Source organism: Bradyrhizobium guangzhouense (assembly GCF_004114955.1).
GTDB lineage: Bacteria > Pseudomonadota > Alphaproteobacteria > Rhizobiales > Xanthobacteraceae > Bradyrhizobium > Bradyrhizobium guangzhouense.
On the sequence record NZ_CP030053.1, the window covers coordinates 5,824,389 to 5,842,355 of the forward strand.

Consider the following 17,967-nt stretch of genomic DNA (forward strand, 5'->3'; position numbering starts at 1 on the left):
CACATCCGTTTCATGGCGCTTTCACCCTGCGAGACGGTCGCTCGCCTCTTTCAGATCGAGTTAAGCAGCGTTCCCGCGCAATTCGCGTTATCAGCGCAACGCTCCGCTGGGGCCGTTGAGCGATTTGGGGAACGCAGTGTTTCGCAGAACAGCAACGTCGGCGAAGGAACGCAGCTTCCTTCACGTGATCAAGCTCGTCTCGCCATTTGTCATGGTCGTCGTGCTCCAGGCGACAATTGCCGGGTTCAGCCTGGAAGTGATGTCGTCGGTTCGCGCCTATGTCGCCGGCGAGGCGATGTGGTCGCGCTCGCAGAAGAACGCCGTCTATGTCCTCAATCTGTATCTGCATTCGGGTGAAGCCAGCCGGTTCGCGCAATATCAGGCTTCGCTCGCCGTCCCGATCGGCGACGAGTATGCGAGATGGGCCCTCGAACGCGATCCGGTCGATGTCGAGACCGCCCGTATCGGGCTTCTGCAAGGCGGCAACCATCCCGACGACGTGCCGGGCATGATTCGGTTGTTCCGCTATTTCAGCGGCATCAACTTCTTTCAGGAGGCGATCCGGGAATGGGCCGCCACCGATCCGATGCTGCTGGAGCTTGGCATCTTCGGTGAAGTGATCCGGAGCGACCTGAAGGACGGCCCCATCCGCAACGCCGGTCGCCTGCAATTCCTGTCGTCGCGGCTTTCGGAACTGAACGAGCAGTTTACCGGACATGCCGAGCGGTTCTCGACCGCGCTCGGCGAAGGCTCTCGCACCATCAAGGTGACGCTGACCTGCGTCAATATCGTCACCGCCGCAGCCCTGATCCTGCTGATGATCTGGCACACGCGGCGACTGGTGTTGCAGCGGCAGGCCTTCGAGGATGCCTTGCACGCGGAGAAGGAGCGGCTGGCCTTTCAGGCGTCGCACGACTGGCTCACGGGCCTCACCAACCGCCGCGCCTTCGAGGCTTGCCTGCAGGGCGAGCTCGACAATAACGCGGCCGGTTCGCTCGGTCTGATCCTGCTCGACCTCGATCAGTTCAAGAACGTCAACGACAGCTGCGGTCATCTGGCCGGCGATCGACTGCTGTGTCAGATCGCGCAGCTATTGCAGCAGGATCGGCGGCCGCGCGATCTGGTCGCCCGGCTCGGCGGCGATGAATTCGCTCTGATCCTGCCGCAATGCGCGCCCTACGACGCGGTCGATATGGCCGAGCGACTGCGGCGGTCGCTCGAGCTGTTCAGCTTCGCCTGGGAGGATCGCTGCTTTGCGGTGACCGGCAGCATTGGCGTCACCTGCATCACCGATCGCGACATTACGCTCGAGGAGGCGATGCGTCGGGCCGATGCCGCCTGCTACCGCGCCAAGGAGAAGGGGCGCAACCGGGTTCAGCTTGACAACGGGAAAGCGGACGTCGTCCTGGTCGCCGCGCGGCCACGTGAAGCCGCCCGCGCGTGACGATCGCCTACCGCGCCGACAGGACTCCGAGACCCAGAAGATGCGCGTCGAGGAACTGCGTGACCTGCTGGCGCAGCATCTGCGGCGGCACGGCGACCATACGCTCTTCGAGGCCGAGCGAGATGATGCCGTGGACCGCGGAAAACAGCGTGCGCGACAAGAGCGCGATCTTCACGTCATCCGCATCTGGCAGCACCCGCACCAGGGGCGGATGCATCAGCGCGAAGGCGTCCATCACCATCTGAAGGATGTCATCGGGATACGGGCGATCGTCCTCCATCCGATGCTCGAACAGCGAGCGCAGCAGATTGGCGTTCTCGGCGAAGAAATCGAGATAGGTCTCGGCCAAGCCATAGAGCTGGCGAACCGGATCCTCGGCCGGAACCGCCCGAAGCTGCGCTGTGAGCGCCTGAACCGTTTCCCTGTTGACGGTCAGGATGACCCCGTCGAAGTCGCCGAACTCGTTATAGACGCTGCCGACGGAGCAGCCGGCGGCATCCGCGACGTCCCGAACCTTTAACGATCTCAATCCCTTAGAGGCAATAATGCCGCGGGCGATCTCCAGAATCTGGAACCGCCTTCGATTTTTTTTGCGATCTCGCAGCGATTCTTCTTGAACATTGTTCATTTTCGGGCTACTCACGTGAACAATGTTCAAATTAACCCGGAGACCTGCAAAATGCAAACGCTTGCTGTTGAAATTGCCTCCACCTTCATCGAAGACGCCGCGGCCCTCGTCAGCGGGCTCAGTCGCGCTGTCGTGCGGCTCGCAATGGCGCCGATCGACCGGATTGCAAATGCCTGCGACATCGCCGGCGTGCTCGCCGAGCGCCGCGCGACATTCCGGATGTGGCGGGCGAGCCGTCCCCGCCATGTCAGCCTGCTTGGCCGCCTCAACCCCTTTCGCCATCTCGCTCACCTCACCTGAGGACAAGCCGATGCGAATTCCGGTCCACTCGAATGCGAACGCCGGTCGCAACAAAGCACTTACTATGTCCTCACATCGCCCGCCGACGTCGCGAAAGTCAGGGATGCCGTTCAGCTTTTTCTTATCGGCCCCGGCGATATCCGCATAATCGCGGCATTTGCGCCCGAAGCTGCGGCCGCGACCGGATATTTGCGAACCTAACGAGACAAGCTGGAGACCAACAGGATCGGAGGGACCGAGGGGACATGACAGGTGGGCCAAGCATCGTCGCCTGCAATCGCTCCCCACACCTTCCGGTCGTGACGTTCGACCCGCAACGTAACAACCTCAGGCTGGCTTTCCAAAACAGGACTCGTCATGATCAGGGAATTGATGTCGTCACGCCGCTTTGCGCCGCTGTTCTGGGCGCAATTTTTCTCGGCACTCAATGACAACGTGCTCAAGAACGCGCTCGTCATCATCCTGCTTTACAGCGCCGCAACAGGCCACGGTGATGCCCTGGTGACGTTGGCAGGTGCCGTCTTCATCTTCCCCTACTTCATCCTGTCCGGGCTCGGCGGCCAGCTCGCCGACAAATACGTCAAATCGGTCGTGGCACGGCGATTGAAGTTTGCCGAGATCTTCGCCGCCGCCTTTGCCGCCGCCGGCTTCTTCATGCACTCGGTGCCGCTGCTGTTCACTGCGCTGGCACTGTTCGGCATCATCGCCGCGCTGTTCGGCCCCGTGAAATACTCCATGCTGCCGGACCAGCTCGGGCTCGGCGAGCTCGCCACCGGCAACGCGCTGGTCGAAGGCGCGACCTTCATGGCGATCCTGCTCGGCACCGTTGCCGGCGGCCAATTCGTCGCAGGCTCTGCCCATATGGGCTGGGTCGCATCGGCCGTGGTCGTGCTGGCGCTGCTGTCCTGGGCCTTTGCCTCCCGCATTCCACAGACGACGCCGTCCGCGCCCGAACTGCCCGTCGATGCCAATCCCTGGAGCTCGACGCTCGGCCTGCTCAGGACGCTATATGCCGACCACCGGCTGTGGGACGGCACCGTGATCGTCTCCTGGTTCTGGCTGGTCGGCGCCATCGTGCTGTCGCTCTTGCCGGCGCTGGTGAAGGACGTCGTCGGCGGCAGCGAAGGCGTGGTGACGCTGTGCCTTGCGATCTTCGCGATCGGCATTGCCATCGGTTCGCTGTTTGCAGCGAGCCTGAGCCACGTTCGTCCGAACCTCGCGCTGGTGCCGATCGGCGCCATCATGATGGGATTTGCCGGCATCGACCTCGCCTGGGCCATCGGCGTCACGGTGAAGGGCAACGACATCGCCGCGGTCGATTTCGCGACCTCGTTCGCAGGCCTGCGCATGCTGATCGACTTCGTCGCCTTCGCATTCGGCGGCGGCCTGTTCGTGGTGCCGTCCTTCGCCGCGGTGCAGGCCTGGTCGGTGGCGTCCGAGCGTGCCCGCATCATCGCGGCCGGCAATGTGTTGCAGGCCGCTTTCATGGTGGTGGGCTCGCTGTTCGTCGCGCTGCTGCAGGCCGGCGGCCTACATGTCGGCTGGATCTTCCTCGGCCTCGGCGTTGCCAGCTTCGGCGCGGTGTGGTTCGTGCTGACCAAATGGGGCAAGGAAGGCGTGCGCGATTTCGGCGCGCTCTTGTTCCGGGCGCTGTTCCGCACCGAGGTGCGCGGGCTCGAGAACCTGCCGCCTCCGGGCACGCGCATGCTGATCGCGCCCAACCATGTCAGCCTGATCGACGGCCCGCTGCTGCACGCCGTCCTGCCCATTGACGCGAGCTTCGCGGTCGACACCGGCATCTCCAAGGCCTGGTGGGCCAAGCCGTTCCTGCGGGTGGTCAAGCACTACACCATGGATCCGACCAAGCCGCTCGCCGCGCGCGACCTGATCAAGCTCGTCGCCGCCGGCGAACCGGTCGTGATCTTTCCGGAGGGACGCATCACCGTCTCCGGATCGCTGATGAAGGTCTATGACGGCACCGCGATGATCGCGGACAAGGCCGACGCCGTGGTCGTACCCGTTCGCATCGAGGGTGCACAGCGCTCGCACCTCAGCTACCTCAACTCCAGCCAGATCAAGCGCTCGTGGTTCCCGCGGGTGACGGTGACGATCCTGCCGCCGGTCAAGCTGCCGGTCGCCTCGGAGCTGAAAGGCAAGGCGCGCCGCAACGCCGCGGGCGCAGCGCTCCAGGACGTCATGATCGACGCGATGGTCAAGAACGCCATGCTCGATCACACGCTGTTCGAAGCGCTCGGTCACGCCTATCGCGATCGCGACACCGGCAAGGTCATCATCGAGGACGCGCTCGGCACCAAGCTGACTTATCGCAAGCTGATCCTCGGCGCGCAGGTCGTGAGCCGCAAGCTCGAGCCCGGCACAATGGCCGGCGAGAATGTCGGCGTGCTGCTGCCGAACTCCGCGGGCGTTGCCGTCGTCTTCATGGCGCTGCAAGGCATCGGCCGCGTTCCGGCCATGCTCAACTTCTCGGCCGGCCCGGTCAACGTGACAGCCGCCATGAAGGCCGCGCAGGTCAGGACAGTGTTGACGTCAAAGGCGTTTATCGAGAAAGGCAAGCTCGACAAGCTGATGGCCGCGATCTCTGCAGAGGCGCGAATCGTCTATCTCGAGGACATCAGGGCCTCGATCGGAACGGTCGACAAGATCAAGGGTCTGCTCGCCGGCACCGCGCCGCGCGTCACCCGCCAGGCCAACGATCCCGCCGTGGTGCTGTTCACCTCGGGCTCGGAAGGCACGCCCAAGGGCGTGGTGCTGTCCCACCGCAACATCCTCGCCAACGCGGCGCAGGCGCTGGCGCGGGTCGATGCCAACGCCGATGACAAGGTGTTCAACGTGCTGCCGGTGTTCCACTCGTTCGGGCTGACGGGCGGGATGATGATGCCTGTTCTCGCGGGCATTCCGATCTATATGTATCCCTCGCCGCTGCACTATCGCATCGTGCCCGAGCTGATCTACCAGACCGGCGCCACCATCCTGTTCGGCACCGATACGTTCCTGTCAGGCTATGCGCGCTCGGCGCACGCCTACGACTTCCGCACCCTGCGCCTGGTGATTGCCGGCGCCGAGGCAGTGAAGGACCGCACGCGGCAGGTGTTCATGGAGCGCTACGGCATCCGCATCCTCGAAGGCTATGGCGTCACCGAGACCGCGCCGGTGCTGGCGATGAACACGCCGATGGCCAATCGCCCCGGCACCGTCGGCCGCCTCTCGCCGCTGATGGAAAGCCGCCTCGACCCGGTGCCCGGCATCGAGGAAGGCGGACGCCTGTCGGTGCGCGGTCCGAACGTGATGCTCGGTTACCTCAGGGCCGAAAACCCCGGTGTGCTCGAAGTGCTGCCCGAGGGCTGGCACGACACCGGCGACATCGTCGCGATCGACGCCGCCGGCTTCATCACCATCAAGGGACGCGCCAAGCGCTTTGCCAAAATCGCCGGCGAAATGGTCTCGCTGTCGGCGGTCGAGAGCATCGCGACGACGCTGTGGCCGCAGGCCGGCTCGGTGGCCGTGTCGATCCCCGACCAGCGCAAGGGCGAGCGCATTGTGCTGCTGACGACGGAAAAGAATGCCGAGCGCAGCGCCATGCAGGCCCAGGCCAAGGCGATCGGCGCCTCCGAGCTGACCGTGCCCGCGACGATCATGGTGGTCGACAAGGTGCCGCTGCTCGGCACCGGCAAGACCGACTATGTCACGGCGACAGCCATGGCCCGCGAGCAGGCGTCCGCGCCGGAGCGCGAGGTGGCGTAAGGACAATGCGCAAGGCGCCTGAAAGCAGCGATGCGCGGTGTCCGGGAGTGGTTCTGCTCCATGGCATCGCGCGCGGCTCCTCGTCGCTGAGGAAGCTCGAGCAGGCGATCCGGGCAGCCGGGTTCGCGACGCTCAATATCGACTACGCCAGCCGTACAAAGCAGATTGGAGCGCTCGCGGACGATATCCACCCGGCGATCGCCCGCTTCGCCGAGCGTGACGCGCCGCTTCATTTCGTCGCGCATTCGATGGGCGGTCTCGTCGCGCGTGCCTATCTCGCGAAACATAGGCCGGACCGGCTTGGCGGCGTCGTGATGCTTGGCACACCGAATGGCGGGAGCGAGGTGGCCGATCTGCTGAGCGGATCACGGCTCTACCGCGCATTCTACGGCCCGGCCGGCCTCGAGCTCACCACAGCGCCACGGCCAGACTCCCTGCCCACCGTGGACTATTCCGTCGGCGTCATCGCGGGCAACCGCTTCATCGATCCCGTCGCCGGCATATTCGTTCTACCGAAGCCGAATGACGGACGGGTGTCCGTGCAAAGCGCGATGCTGGCCGGCATGGCCGACCATATCGTCGTGAACGCTTCCCATACCGGACTGCCGCGTGACGGCATTGCGATCGCGCAGACCATTACTTTCCTGCGCGAAGGCCACTTTTGGCCGTTTACTCATGAATCGAAGTGGCTCGGATCACGCGCCTTCGATGTCATGTCCGCTATGGTCCTGACAGCGACGAGAAAGCGGACATTGCCGTAGGTCTGAGATAGGCCAGAAGCGGCGCCATGGTTTCGCACACAAGGCCGCCATCCCGCAGTGGCCGCGGAAGGCTGAATCACCATTCGGGTCCACGAGGAAGTCGAGGTGTTGTGACACTATTCAGTTTCACTTTCACCAGAGCCCAAACGCCGGCGACCTGCAATTCATCCGAATTGCTCCAAACGAGAGAATTATCGAGCTGCGTTGCACTAAACTCAACGTAGTTGCCGGCATAGGCTCGCGGCAATCAACTGAGGCGGCCCAGAGTTGAGTGTTAAAGCAACGACGAAGATACGGCGACGACACCCCAACATCACCGCGATCTCTCAAATTGGGCCATTCGTCACTGATAGCTGGGCAGGAATGTATGGTCACCGATTGGCTTCGAGTTGGGCATGTCGGCGCCAGCGATCCAGTCCGCGATTTGGGAGATGCACTCTTCATCGGTATAGTAGGCAGCGTGAACAAGCGATTGATCCTCTTCGACGGTGCGCAGCAGCGCGGTTAGATCGGCCGCAGTCACGGCAAGCTTCGAGAATGTCTCCGATACACTTCCTAGATGGCGCGCTACCCAAGCGCTACGTCTCTCCAATGCGCGTTCCTCGGCGCCTTTTGGCATACTTTCGTATTTGACGAGCTTCTCGGCAATATTGCGAGGAAATTGCTCGACAGGGGGGATCGAAAACAGATAGCCGTCGAGTCCCATCGCAATCTTCATTAGCATCGGCCAACCCTTAGCGCGGACCAAAAGCATTCCTATCTCTCTTGGAACGGCTCCCAAGGCTCCTGCGAACCGGAACAACCACCGTAGCGGCGAGAAAGAAACAGACACGACACTTTCACTTAAGGTCATCGCAAAGCTCAGTATTAGAAAACCTATGAATGGAAGCATGATGTTATAGTTGAGAAGGTTAAATGAGCTTTTTGGGAGTTGACCATCCCCCCGCCAATAATAATCTCCGACAAGATAAATCAAGATAAAGACCGCAAGCAGCTGCGCTGACGCAGCGGCGAATTTAGCCGCGGGTCCAAGATCGCTATATGATCTGGCCCCAAAAATGCGAGCCACCGTGCCACTTTGCCAAAGATTGGCTCCGACGGACGAAGCTATATGCGCGAGGGGACGGCGGATCGTGAGCGGACTACTGGAATTTCGGAGATGAAATAAAATCTGCCACGCTTCATCCACTCGACTACTGATCGCAAACAATGCCGGCCGTTCTTGAGTAGAATCGTCTAGCATCGGCCACACTCCCGAAAGACCTTTGCGGCCAAGTTTTCGGCGGACGCGGTCTGCAATCAGCAATACAGGAACAAGGACGACAAGCAGGGCCATATTTCCCATTGCCCTATTGCCGATGTAGATTAGGTGGCCCAGCAGGAGCTGCTTAAGGAAATATGGCACGTCTTTCGGAGACCACAAAATAATCTCGAACAACCATATCGCAGCATCATAAAGTAGAAAGAAAATACAACCGGCAATAATCCAAAACGAGCTCTCCAACACCCAATATTTTATTTTTGATCGCTGCCATCTTCGCCACTGCAAGCGCCAAGCCCTATAAAAGAAAATTGCATAAACGACCAGTGCCCAAGCGACAATGATGATTGAATAGTACTTTCCAAAGGTCTCATAAACTACAGCATATGCATTCGCTAAGTCGTACAGTTGATACACGAGTAAGGCGAACAGGATGACGAATATCGCATTCATGTTTCTTTGGCGCCATTCGAGTTTTTCAGCTATGGGCGACGTCGTATCTATGAAGGGTGTACCCAGGGTCACCACTTTGCTCCACGGCTGGCCTGGCTCTTCCGCGCTAAAGATTTGTGGAAGCGCGTCGGCTACGATATTTCCGCCGTGACTGTGTGCAACTATGTGACACCGCCAGCCGTCCGCCCGAATTCTGGCGACATAATTCGTCAAAGCGGATGCCGCCTCGGAACGCGCGATCCAACTATTCTCGCCAGACCAATGGAATATCTGCTCCCCATTCTGGCAGTGTGCCCAACACCGAGCTAGCGATCCGCGCCTTTGCAGAGCGGCATCGAGTTTGGCGGCGAAACCAGTGCCCGGTTGATACCATTGATTTTTATGATCCTCGGCAGGTGCTGCCCAAGTACCGTGCACGATGATCACCGTTTCCTTTGACAGCTTCGGCATACGCATCCTGCAGCGCGCAAATTTTTTTTGGATGGTAAGGACGGGAAGGCGTGGGCGTCGTTGATCTAGCGCAACCCTCAAGCGCTACTTCGGCTACAGGTCGCAACCGGCAAAGCTCAGAACGAGCGCAAGATTTCCGCTTTGCGTCCGAAGCCGGACATATGCGGGTTTATGGGTACGCGGCTTAGCCTGCCGTAACGGCTAAGCCGCCGTCCGCCGCTCCTGCGCATAGCGCACCAGTGCCGCGAAGCGATAGATGCCGTGCACGAACTTGCCGTAGGGCATGGTGATGAACAGCGCGAACACCGCGCCGAGGTGCAGCGCCAGCAGCGGTCCCATGGCCGCAGTCTCACGGAGGATGAGAAGCAGCATGCCGGTGAGCCCGGTGAGGAGCAGCATGGCGATGAAGCCGACATCCATGCCGTAGCTGCTCTCGTCGAGCAGGGCCGGATCGCGCCGCATCTTGGCCAAGAACAGGCCGATCGGGCCGACGATGAGGCCGATGCCGCCGAGCGTGCCGAGCACGACCGGCAGATCCCACCACGGATACGGCGCCTCACGGCCGAGCAGATAGTGATAGAGCGTGGCCACCGAGGTTGCGGCGAAGCAGAGAAGGAAGCCATAGAACGTCAGGTGATGGAAAAGCTTTCGCCGGTCTGTCGGCTTGTCGTCCTCGTCGTAGCAGCCGACGCCACCGCCATGGAGATAGCGCAACTCGCCGGCATCGCGGATCGCCTGGAAAATCGAGACCCCATCAGCCCGACCGCCGATCGGCGTTCCGATGTCGCGCCAGAACGCGCGCACGCTCATGATGAGCGCGAGAATCGCGTAGAGAAACGCGGCGCTGAACAGCGCGGCCATCGCCTGATGCGGCATCAGCTTGTAGAACGCGCCGGGGCCGGTGTGCACGCCGAACAGCACGCCGCGGTCGCTGAGCGCCGCGAAGCCGAGGATAAAAGCCGCCATGCTGAGCGCGGCAACGATGCTGATGACGAGACCATTGCGGGCGAACGCGCCGGACAGCACCTGCGGCCAGGCATAGGCCGCATAGGATTCCGCACGCGCAACCGCGAGTGTCTTGGGAAGGTTGACGTTGAACTCGTGCGGCGGCGAGAACTGGCAGTCGACATAGCAGGCGCCGCAGGAATGGCAGAGGTTGGCGAGATAGTTGAGGTCGCCATCCGAGAAGGCGCGGCGCATCTCCATGGCCGGAAATACCGCGCACAGGCCCTCGCAATATCTGCAGGAATTGCAGACCGTCATCAGACGGTCGGCTTCGTCGAGGATTCTAGTTCCGTGCATGTTTCGCCGCTTCCCGTCCTGCGATCCGCCCGAACACGCTGCCGATGGTCATGCCCATGCCGGCGGCGTACCCCTTGCCGAGCACGTTGCCCGCCATGATCTCGCCGGCCGCGAACATGTTGGCGGACGGCTTTCCGTCGGCCATCAGCATCCGCGCCTCCTTGGTCACGCGCGTGCCCAGATAGGTGAAGGTGATGCCGGGTCGCACCGGGTAGGCAAGATAAGGCGGCGTCTCGATCTTGCGCGCCCAGTGGGTCTTGGGCGGCGTGATGCCTTCGGTCACACAGTCGTCCAGGATTGTATGATCGAACGTGCCTGGCCGTACCGCGGCGTTGAACTCGGTAATGGTCTTTTCTAGCGCGGCCGGATCAAGCGCCAGCTTGCCGGCGAGCTCGGCAATTGTCTGCCCAGCGATCGGCGGAAACAGCGTCGGCATAAATGAGTTGACGACGGTCGAGTCAAAGATGATGTAGGCGATCTGGTCGGGCTGCGCCGCGACCAGCCGGCCCCAGATCGCGTAGCGCTTCGGCCAGATGTCCTCGCCCTCGTCATAGAAACGCTGGGCGTGCTTGTTGACCACGATGCCGAACACGACCGAGTCATGGCGCGTGATGATGCCGCCGTCGAATTTCGGCGCACGGGCATCGATCGCGACCGCATGGCACTGGGTGGGATCGCCGACCTCCTGCACGCCCTTGTCGAGCAGCATCTTCAGGATCGAGCCGCGATTATACGGCGTGCCGCGGATCAGGAAATTGTCGGCGGCCTCGCCCCAATATTGCTTCAGCCATTCGATGTTGGCCTCGAACCCGCCGGCGGCCGCGACCAGCGAGGTCGCACGAATCTCGGTCTCGCCGTTGATCGGCCGCTTGAGCCGGGCGGCGAGGAACATGCCGTCCTCGATCACGAGGTCAGTGACCTCGGCATCGTATACGACGTCGACGCCGAGCCTCTCTGCGGTCAGATACAGCGCGTTCAGCATGGCGCGGCCGCCGCCGAGGAAGAAGGAGTTGGTGCGGCCGAGGCTCAGCGTGCCGCCGAGCGAGGGCTGCCAGCGTACGCCCTGCTCCACGATCCAGTTCAGGATGTCCTTGGACTCCCGGATCATGTGGCGGGCGAGCACTTCGTCGGTCTGCCCGCTGGTGACGCGCAGCAAGTCCTCCCAGAACTCGTCCTCGGTGTAGGGGCCGGTCAGGATCTCGGTCGCCGCATCATGGGCGCAGCGCATGTTGCGGGTGTGGCGGGTGTTGCCGCCACGATAGAACTTTGGCGCGCCTTCCAGCACCAGCACCGAGGCGCCGCCGCGGCGCGCCGAGATCGCCGCGCACAGTGCCGCGTTGCCGCCGCCGATCACCAGCACGTCGTATTTGCTGCCCATTCGGTCCATCCGCTGCGACGAAGTTGGAGACATTCTGCCCGCAGGTTGCCGCGGTCAAGCCGATCCCCATTGCGTACTTTTGTATACAAAGATATACAGACGCGATGCAAGCGGCATCTCTGCATGGGCAGGATGCATCTTGCAAACCCGAGGATTTATGGCGAGGCGCCCAGGAAAGGCAGGCGGATCGATCGCACGCGGCGGTGGTGTCGCGCTGGGCGAGGCCGTGTTCCGTTCGCTGTGCGAGGCGCTCCAGGCCGGCAGCTACCGCGCCGGTGACCGGCTGCGCGAGGAAGAAGTCGCCCAGCGGCTGAAGGTCAGCCGGACGCCTGTGCGTGAAGCACTGGGCCGGCTCGCAGCGCGCGGCTTCGTCGCGCCATCAGGCGGGCGCGGACTGATCGTGCGTAATCTCGACATCTCGGAGGTGCTCGAGCTCTACGCCATGCGCGAGATCATGGAAGGCGCCGCCGCGCGCCTCGCCGCCGAGCACGCCTCTGCCCCCGAGGTGGATGCGCTCAGGGATATCGAGCAGGCGTTTGCCGAAGCCTCCGAGACGGACGCCGCCGAGATGGCAAGGCTCAACCGCGCCTTCCACGAAGCGATCTGCCGCGCGGCACGGAACCGCTATCTCGACAACGCCTCGCGCGAATTGCAGGACTGGATCGCCCTGCTCGGTCCGACCACCTTCACCGTGACGGGGCGTCCCTCGACCAGCCATGGCGAGCACCTGGCCATCATCGACGCCATCGCCGCGCGCAACGGCGACAAGGCCGAGCAGCTCGCGCGCGCGCACATCCGCGAAGCGCTGCGCTGCCGCCTCAAGCTGCTGCAGAAGCAGTAGGCAGAATAGTCACGCCAGCACGTCGGCCACGACGGCTTTCACGACATCTCGCACATCCGTCGGCTTCATCCGCACCTGCAGGCCGCGCTGACCGCCATTGAGATAAACCAGCTCATGGGAGAGCGCGCTCTGCTCGAGCACGGTGGCGACCTGCTTGCGCTGGCCGAATGGGCTGATGCCGCCGACCTTGAAGCCCGTGACGCGCTCGGCCTCCGGCGGCTTCATCATCTGCGCCGATTTACCGCCCACGGCGGCGGCGAGCTTCTTCATCGAGACTTCCTGGTCGGACGGGACGATGACGCAGACCGGCTTGCCGTCCACCAGCGCCATCAGCGTCTTCAGCACGCGCGCCGGGTCTTCACCGAGCGCGGCGGCCGCCTGCAGGCCGATGCTCTCGGCGTCGGGATCGTAGTCGTAGGAATGGACGGTGAAGGCGACACCGGCGGCAGAGAGCGCGCGGGTGGCCGGGGTGACTTTGGACATGGGATGACATGTAGCATTGTGGGGCAGGCTCGCACCACACCCTCACCGTCATCGCCCGGCCTCGACCGGGCGATCCAGTATTCCAGAGGCCAGCTCAGAAGAGCTCGCTCTCACCGCATTCGCCACGGCGTACTTCATGCCCCGGTCAAAGCCGGGGCATGACCGCGAATTCCGCAGAAGGCCTCGTGCGCGATGATGGAGAGGCGTTCCTACTCCGCTGCGTCCCGCATCTCCGCCCGTTCGGCCCGCGCCGCGCAGAACTTGAACTCGGGGATCTTGCCGAACGGATCGAGCGCCGGATTGGTGAGCAGGTTCGCAGCCGCCTCCGCGTAGCAGAACGGCATGAACACCATGTTTTCAGGCACGTCGCGGTCGGACCGCACCTTGACCTCGACCGCGCCGCGGCGGGTCTCCAGGCGAATGAAATCGCCGGGCACCAGCTTCTTCCTGCGCATGTCCTTTGGCGACATGAACGCAACGGCCTCGGGCTCGATCTGGTCGAGCACCTGGGCGCGACGGGTCATCGAACCGGTGTGCCAGTGCTCCAGCACGCGGCCGGTCGAGAGCACCATCGGATATTCATCGTCCGGAAGCTCATCCGGCGGAATGACCTTGGCCGGCACGATCTTGCCGCGGCCGCTTGCGGTCGGGAAGCCCGTGGTGAAGATGATCTCGTTACCGGGCTTGTTCGGATCGTCGGCCGGATAGGTGACGGCGCCTTCGCGCAGCAAACGCTCCCAACTGATGTTCTTGAGTGACGGCATCAGTTCCGCCATCTCGGTGTAGACCTCGCCCGGGCCCGAGTAATTCCAAGGCAGGCCCATGCGCTTGCCGATCTCCTGGATGATCCAGAGATCCTGCCGCGCATCGCCCGGCGGCTTGATCACCTGGCGCGCGAGCTGCACGCGGCGATCGGTATTGGTGAAGGAGCCGTCCTTCTCGGCAAACGCCGAGGCCGGCAGAATGACGTCCGCGTGGAACGCGGTCTCGGTGACGAAGAGATCCTGCACCACGAGATGATCGAGCATCGCGAGCGCCTGGCGCGCGTGCTGCAGATCAGGATCCGACATCGCGGGGTTCTCGCCCTCGATATACATGCCCTTGATCTCGCCGGCGTGGATCGCGTTCATGATCTCGACCACGGTCAGGCCGCGCACGGGATCGAGATCCTGCTGCCAGAGCTTTTCGAAGCTGCCGCGCAGATCGTCGCGGCCGACCGGCTGGTAGTCCGGCAGGAACATCGGGATCAGGCCGGCGTCGGAGGCACCCTGCACGTTGTTCTGGCCGCGCAGCGGATGCAGGCCGGTGCCGGGGCGGCCGACCTGGCCGGTGATCAGCGCCAGCGCAATCAGGCAGCGCGCATTGTCGGTGCCGTGGACGTGCTGGCTGATGCCCATGCCCCAGAAGATGATCGACGATTTGGCGCGCGCATAGGTGCGTGCCACCTCGCGCAGCGTCTGCGCCGGGATGCCGCAGATCGGCTCCATCTTCTCCGGCGTGAACTCCTTGATCTTCTCCTTGAGGTCCTCGAAGCCCTCGGTGTAGCCGGCGATGTACTGATCGTCGGTCAGGCCTTCGGTGATGATCGTGTTGATCATCGCGTTGAGCATGGCGACGTCGGAGCCAGGCTTGAACTGGAGATGCTTGCTGGCATGACGCGACAGCGTCTGCCGGCGCGGATCCATCACGAACAGCTTCGCGCCGTTCTGCTTGACCGCGTTCTTGATGAAGGTCGCCGCGACCGGGTGGTTGACCGTCGGGTTGGCGCCGATCACCCAAATCACTTCGGCGTCCATCGCCGCCGAGAATGGCGCCGACACCGCGCCCGAGCTCAGGCCCTCGAACAGCGCTGCCACCGATGAGGCGTGGCACAGCCGGGTGCAGTGATCGACATTGTTCGACCCGAAACCGGTACGCACCAGCTTCTGGAACAGATACGCCTCTTCGTTCGAACCCTTGGCCGAGCCGAAACCGGCGAGCGCCTTCACGCCCTTCTCGTCGCGAATCTTGACGAGGCCCTTGGCGGCGATGTCGAGCGCTTCATCCCAGCTCGCTTCCCGGAAATGCGTGAAGGGATTGGCGGGATCGACTTGGTCGTTGGAATCCTTCTTCGCATTCGGCAGCCGCACCAGCGGTTTGGTCAGGCGATGCGGATGGTGGATGTAGTCGAAGCCGAAGCGGCCCTTGACGCAAAGACGATTGTGGTTGGCCGGACCGTCGCGGCCCTCCGCATAGATCACCTTCTCGTCCCTGACCTCGTAGGTGACCTGGCAGCCGACGCCGCAGAACGGGCAGAGCGAATCCACCTTCTTGTCCGCATAGGTGACGCGGGTCTGGTTCTCGTCGAGCATCACTGATGGCATCAAGGCGCCGGTCGGGCAGGCCTGCACGCATTCGCCGCAGGCGACGCAAGTGGACTCGCCCATGGGATCGTCGAAATCGAACACGATCTTGGCGCCATGGTTGCGGTAGGCCATGCCGATGACATCATTGACCTGGACTTCGCGGCAGGCGCGCACGCAAAGGCCGCACTGGATGCAGGCATCGAGATTGACGCGCATCGCCGGGTGGCTGGCATCGGTCTCCCAGCGCTCGGCGGCAGGGAAGCGGCTCTCGGTGACGCCCGTGGTCTCGGCCCAGTGCCAGAATTTCGAATCCGGATCGTGCGAGGTCTCACGCGCCGGCTGGTCGGCGACGAGCAGCTCCATCACCATTTTCTGCGCGGCAGTCGCGCGCGCGGATTCGGTCTTCACCTTCATGCCGACCGACGGCGTGCGCTTGCAGGATGCCGCAAGCACCCGCTCGCCCTCGATCTCGACCATGCAGGCGCGGCAATTGCCGTCGGGGCGATAGTCCGGCGCGGGCGAATAACACAGATGTGGAATCTCGCGACCCTGGCGCTTGGCGACCTGCCAGATCGTCTCGCCGGGCTTGGCCTCGACCTGCTTGCCGTCGAGCTCGAACGTAATCTTGGTCATTCGGCCGCTTCCTTGAACTCGTCAGGGAAATATTTGATCACGGAGGACAGCGGATTCGATGCCGCCTGACCGAGTCCGCAAATCGAAGCATCGCGCATCGCCTGGCTCAATTCTTCCAGCAAAGCGCGGTTCCAGACCGGCTTTTGCATCAGCTGTGCCGCCTTCTGGGTTCCGACCCGGCACGGGGTGCACTGGCCGCAGCTCTCGTCCTCGAAGAACTTCATCAGGTTCAGCGCTGCCGCGCGCACGCTGTCCTTCTGCGACAGGATCACGATCGCGGCCGAGCCGATGAAGCAGCCGTATTTTTCCAGCGTGCCGAAATCGAGCGGGATGTCGTCCATCGACGCCGGCAGGATGCCGCCGGACGCGCCGCCCGGAAGATACGCGTAGAACTGATGGCCGTCGGCCATGCCGCCGCAATATTCGTCGATCAGCTCCCGCACGGTGATCCCAGCAGGTGCGAGCTTCATGCCGGGATTTTTCACGCGACCCGAAACCGAAAAGCTCCGCAGCCCGTGGCGCTCATGGCGGCCATGACCCTTCCACCAGTCAGCCCCCTTCTCGACGATGTCGCGCACCCACCATAGCGTCTCGATATTGTTGATCAGCGTCGGCAGGCCGAACAGGCCGACCTGGAACGGATAGGGCGGCTTGTGTCGCGGCAGGCCGCGCTTGCCCTCGATGCTCTCGAGCAGCGAGGATTCTTCGCCGCAGATATAAGCGCCGGCGCCGCGGCGCATGTGCAGCGCCGGGCCACCCGCAGGAAGTTTTGCGATCTCGCGCTCGAGGATCTCGCGCGAGGCCGGATATTCATCGCGCAGATAGATGTAGACGTCGGAGGCCTGCACCACATGCGCGCCGATCAGCATGCCCTCGATGAAGCGATGCGGATCGGTTTCAAGGTAATAGCGATCCTTGAACGTGCCGGGCTCGCCCTCATCGCCGTTGATTGCCATCAGCCGCGGACCAGGCTCGCCGAGTACGGCGCGCCATTTGCGCCCCGTCGGGAAGCCGGCGCCACCGAGGCCGCGCAGCGAGGCATCGTCGAGCGCCTTCAGGAGATCGTCCGTCGGCAATTCGCCCGAGCGGAGGCGCCCAAGCAGCTTGTAACCGCCAGCGGCGACATAGGCGTCGTAGTCGATATATTTGGGCGGATGCGCATGCGTGTCGCCAGCCTTCGCGGCCGCCATCACATTGGCGACGGTCGCGTGATCGACGAAGTTGTGGCCGACCTCGGCGGCAGGTGCGGTATCACAGCGACCGACGCAGGGCGCGCGCACGACGCGGATGCCGGGGCCCGAGGCTTGTTGCAAATCCTCCAGCAGCTTTTCACCGCCGAGCATCGCGCAGGTCAGCGAATCGCAAACGCGGATCGTCAGCGGCGCGACGTCGGGCTCGCCCTCCTTCACCACGTCGAAATGCGCATAGAAGGTCGCGGTCTCGAACACTTCCGCGAAAGCGAGCTTCATCTCGTCGGCGAGCGCGGCGAGATGCGCAGCCGAGATCTGGCGATAAGTGTCCTGGATCAGGTGCAGATATTCGATCAGGAGATCGCGCCGCCGCGGGCGATCGCCGAGCAATTGCTCGATTTCATGCGAGGCAGTCGGGTCGACCTGCCTGCCCTTGGGCGTAGCCTTGGCGCGCCGGCGCCCCTCGCCCGGATGCTCGAATTCCCTGACCTTGTGAACGTCGTCGTTGCTGCTCATGGAAACGTCGCGTTCTCCTCAAAGGCGCGATGATCTCGGGCGCAATAACCATCGCGATCCGCCTTTATTTCCAGCCCTGAAACCCGGGAACCATCCACGAGATCAGGTCTCATTCCAGGCGACTCTAGCTTCTGGTATACCAGACGCCAAGTGAATTTAGAACGTCTCTATAATCATTTGGGGGCGGGCAGCCGCGCTGCCACGCCCCCCTGCGCGAGTT

General features: G+C 63.0%; 11 protein-coding genes. 4 read left to right on the forward strand and 7 right to left on the reverse strand.

All coding sequences use genetic code 11. From position 1 onward, the window contains the following. Nucleotides 1-136 precede the first annotated feature (136 nt). Nucleotides 137-1,444 carry a GGDEF domain-containing protein gene (locus tag XH91_RS27860; RefSeq protein ID WP_128953560.1) on the forward strand — a complete coding sequence of 436 codons (1,308 nt, stop codon included), beginning with the start codon at nt 137-139 and terminating at the stop codon, nt 1,442-1,444. A 7-nt stretch (nt 1,445-1,451) separates the two neighbouring features. On the opposite strand, the gene XH91_RS39030 is transcribed toward XH91_RS27860, so the two are convergent. Further along, the gene (locus tag XH91_RS39030) at nt 1,452-2,072 is read right to left on the reverse strand and encodes a TetR/AcrR family transcriptional regulator (protein WP_206733129.1); all 621 of its coding nucleotides are present in this window, start codon (nt 2,070-2,072) and stop codon (nt 1,452-1,454) included. Nucleotides 2,073-2,729: 657 nt separating this feature from the next. Between XH91_RS39030 and XH91_RS27870 the strand changes: the two genes are divergently transcribed. Together XH91_RS27870 and XH91_RS27875 are read left to right on the forward strand one after the other, a co-directional pair. Further along, nucleotides 2,730-6,134 (forward strand): acyl-[ACP]--phospholipid O-acyltransferase, encoded by a 3,405-nt coding sequence (locus XH91_RS27870; RefSeq protein ID WP_128953561.1) that lies wholly within the window; start codon nt 2,730-2,732, stop codon nt 6,132-6,134. Between the two features lie 5 nt (nt 6,135-6,139). Continuing rightward, nucleotides 6,140-6,895, forward strand: a complete 756-nt coding sequence (locus XH91_RS27875) for an alpha/beta hydrolase (protein ID WP_128953562.1) — start codon at nt 6,140-6,142, stop codon at nt 6,893-6,895. Between the two features lie 343 nt (nt 6,896-7,238). Here XH91_RS27875 and XH91_RS27880 read toward each other — a convergent pair whose 3' ends face one another. From XH91_RS27880 to tcuA, 3 genes are all read right to left on the reverse strand, one after another. Further along, nucleotides 7,239-9,059, reverse strand: a complete 1,821-nt coding sequence (locus XH91_RS27880) for a lipase family protein (RefSeq protein ID WP_128953563.1) — start codon at nt 9,057-9,059, stop codon at nt 7,239-7,241. A gap of 201 nt (nt 9,060-9,260) precedes the next feature. Then, complete coding sequence (tcuB, locus tag XH91_RS27885) at nt 9,261-10,361, reverse strand: tricarballylate utilization 4Fe-4S protein TcuB (RefSeq protein WP_128953564.1); 1,101 nt, start codon at nt 10,359-10,361, stop codon at nt 9,261-9,263. Beyond that, on the reverse strand, nt 10,348-11,739 hold the full coding sequence (gene tcuA / locus XH91_RS27890) for an FAD-dependent tricarballylate dehydrogenase TcuA (RefSeq protein ID WP_128953565.1): 1,392 nt from the start codon (nt 11,737-11,739) through the stop codon (nt 10,348-10,350). The genes tcuB and tcuA overlap by 14 nt, the downstream gene beginning before the upstream one ends. A gap of 157 nt (nt 11,740-11,896) precedes the next feature. On the opposite strand from tcuA, the gene XH91_RS27895 reads away from it, so the two are divergent. Then, entirely contained in the window at nt 11,897-12,580 is a 684-nt protein-coding gene (locus tag XH91_RS27895) for a GntR family transcriptional regulator (RefSeq protein ID WP_128953566.1), read from the forward strand. A 9-nt stretch (nt 12,581-12,589) separates the two neighbouring features. On the opposite strand, the gene ybaK is transcribed toward XH91_RS27895, so the two are convergent. From ybaK to XH91_RS27910, 3 genes are all read right to left on the reverse strand, one after another. Continuing rightward, nucleotides 12,590-13,063 (reverse strand): Cys-tRNA(Pro) deacylase, encoded by a 474-nt coding sequence (gene ybaK / locus XH91_RS27900; protein ID WP_128953567.1) that lies wholly within the window; start codon nt 13,061-13,063, stop codon nt 12,590-12,592. Nucleotides 13,064-13,272: 209 nt separating this feature from the next. Continuing rightward, a complete protein-coding gene (fdhF, locus tag XH91_RS27905) occupies nt 13,273-16,041 on the reverse strand; it encodes a formate dehydrogenase subunit alpha (protein ID WP_128953568.1) in 2,769 nt (922 codons plus the stop codon). Beyond that, entirely contained in the window at nt 16,038-17,747 is a 1,710-nt protein-coding gene (locus tag XH91_RS27910; protein WP_128953569.1) for an NADH-ubiquinone oxidoreductase-F iron-sulfur binding region domain-containing protein, read from the reverse strand. Before XH91_RS27910 ends, fdhF begins: the two co-directional genes overlap by 4 nt. Between the last annotated feature and the right edge of the window lie 220 nt (nt 17,748-17,967).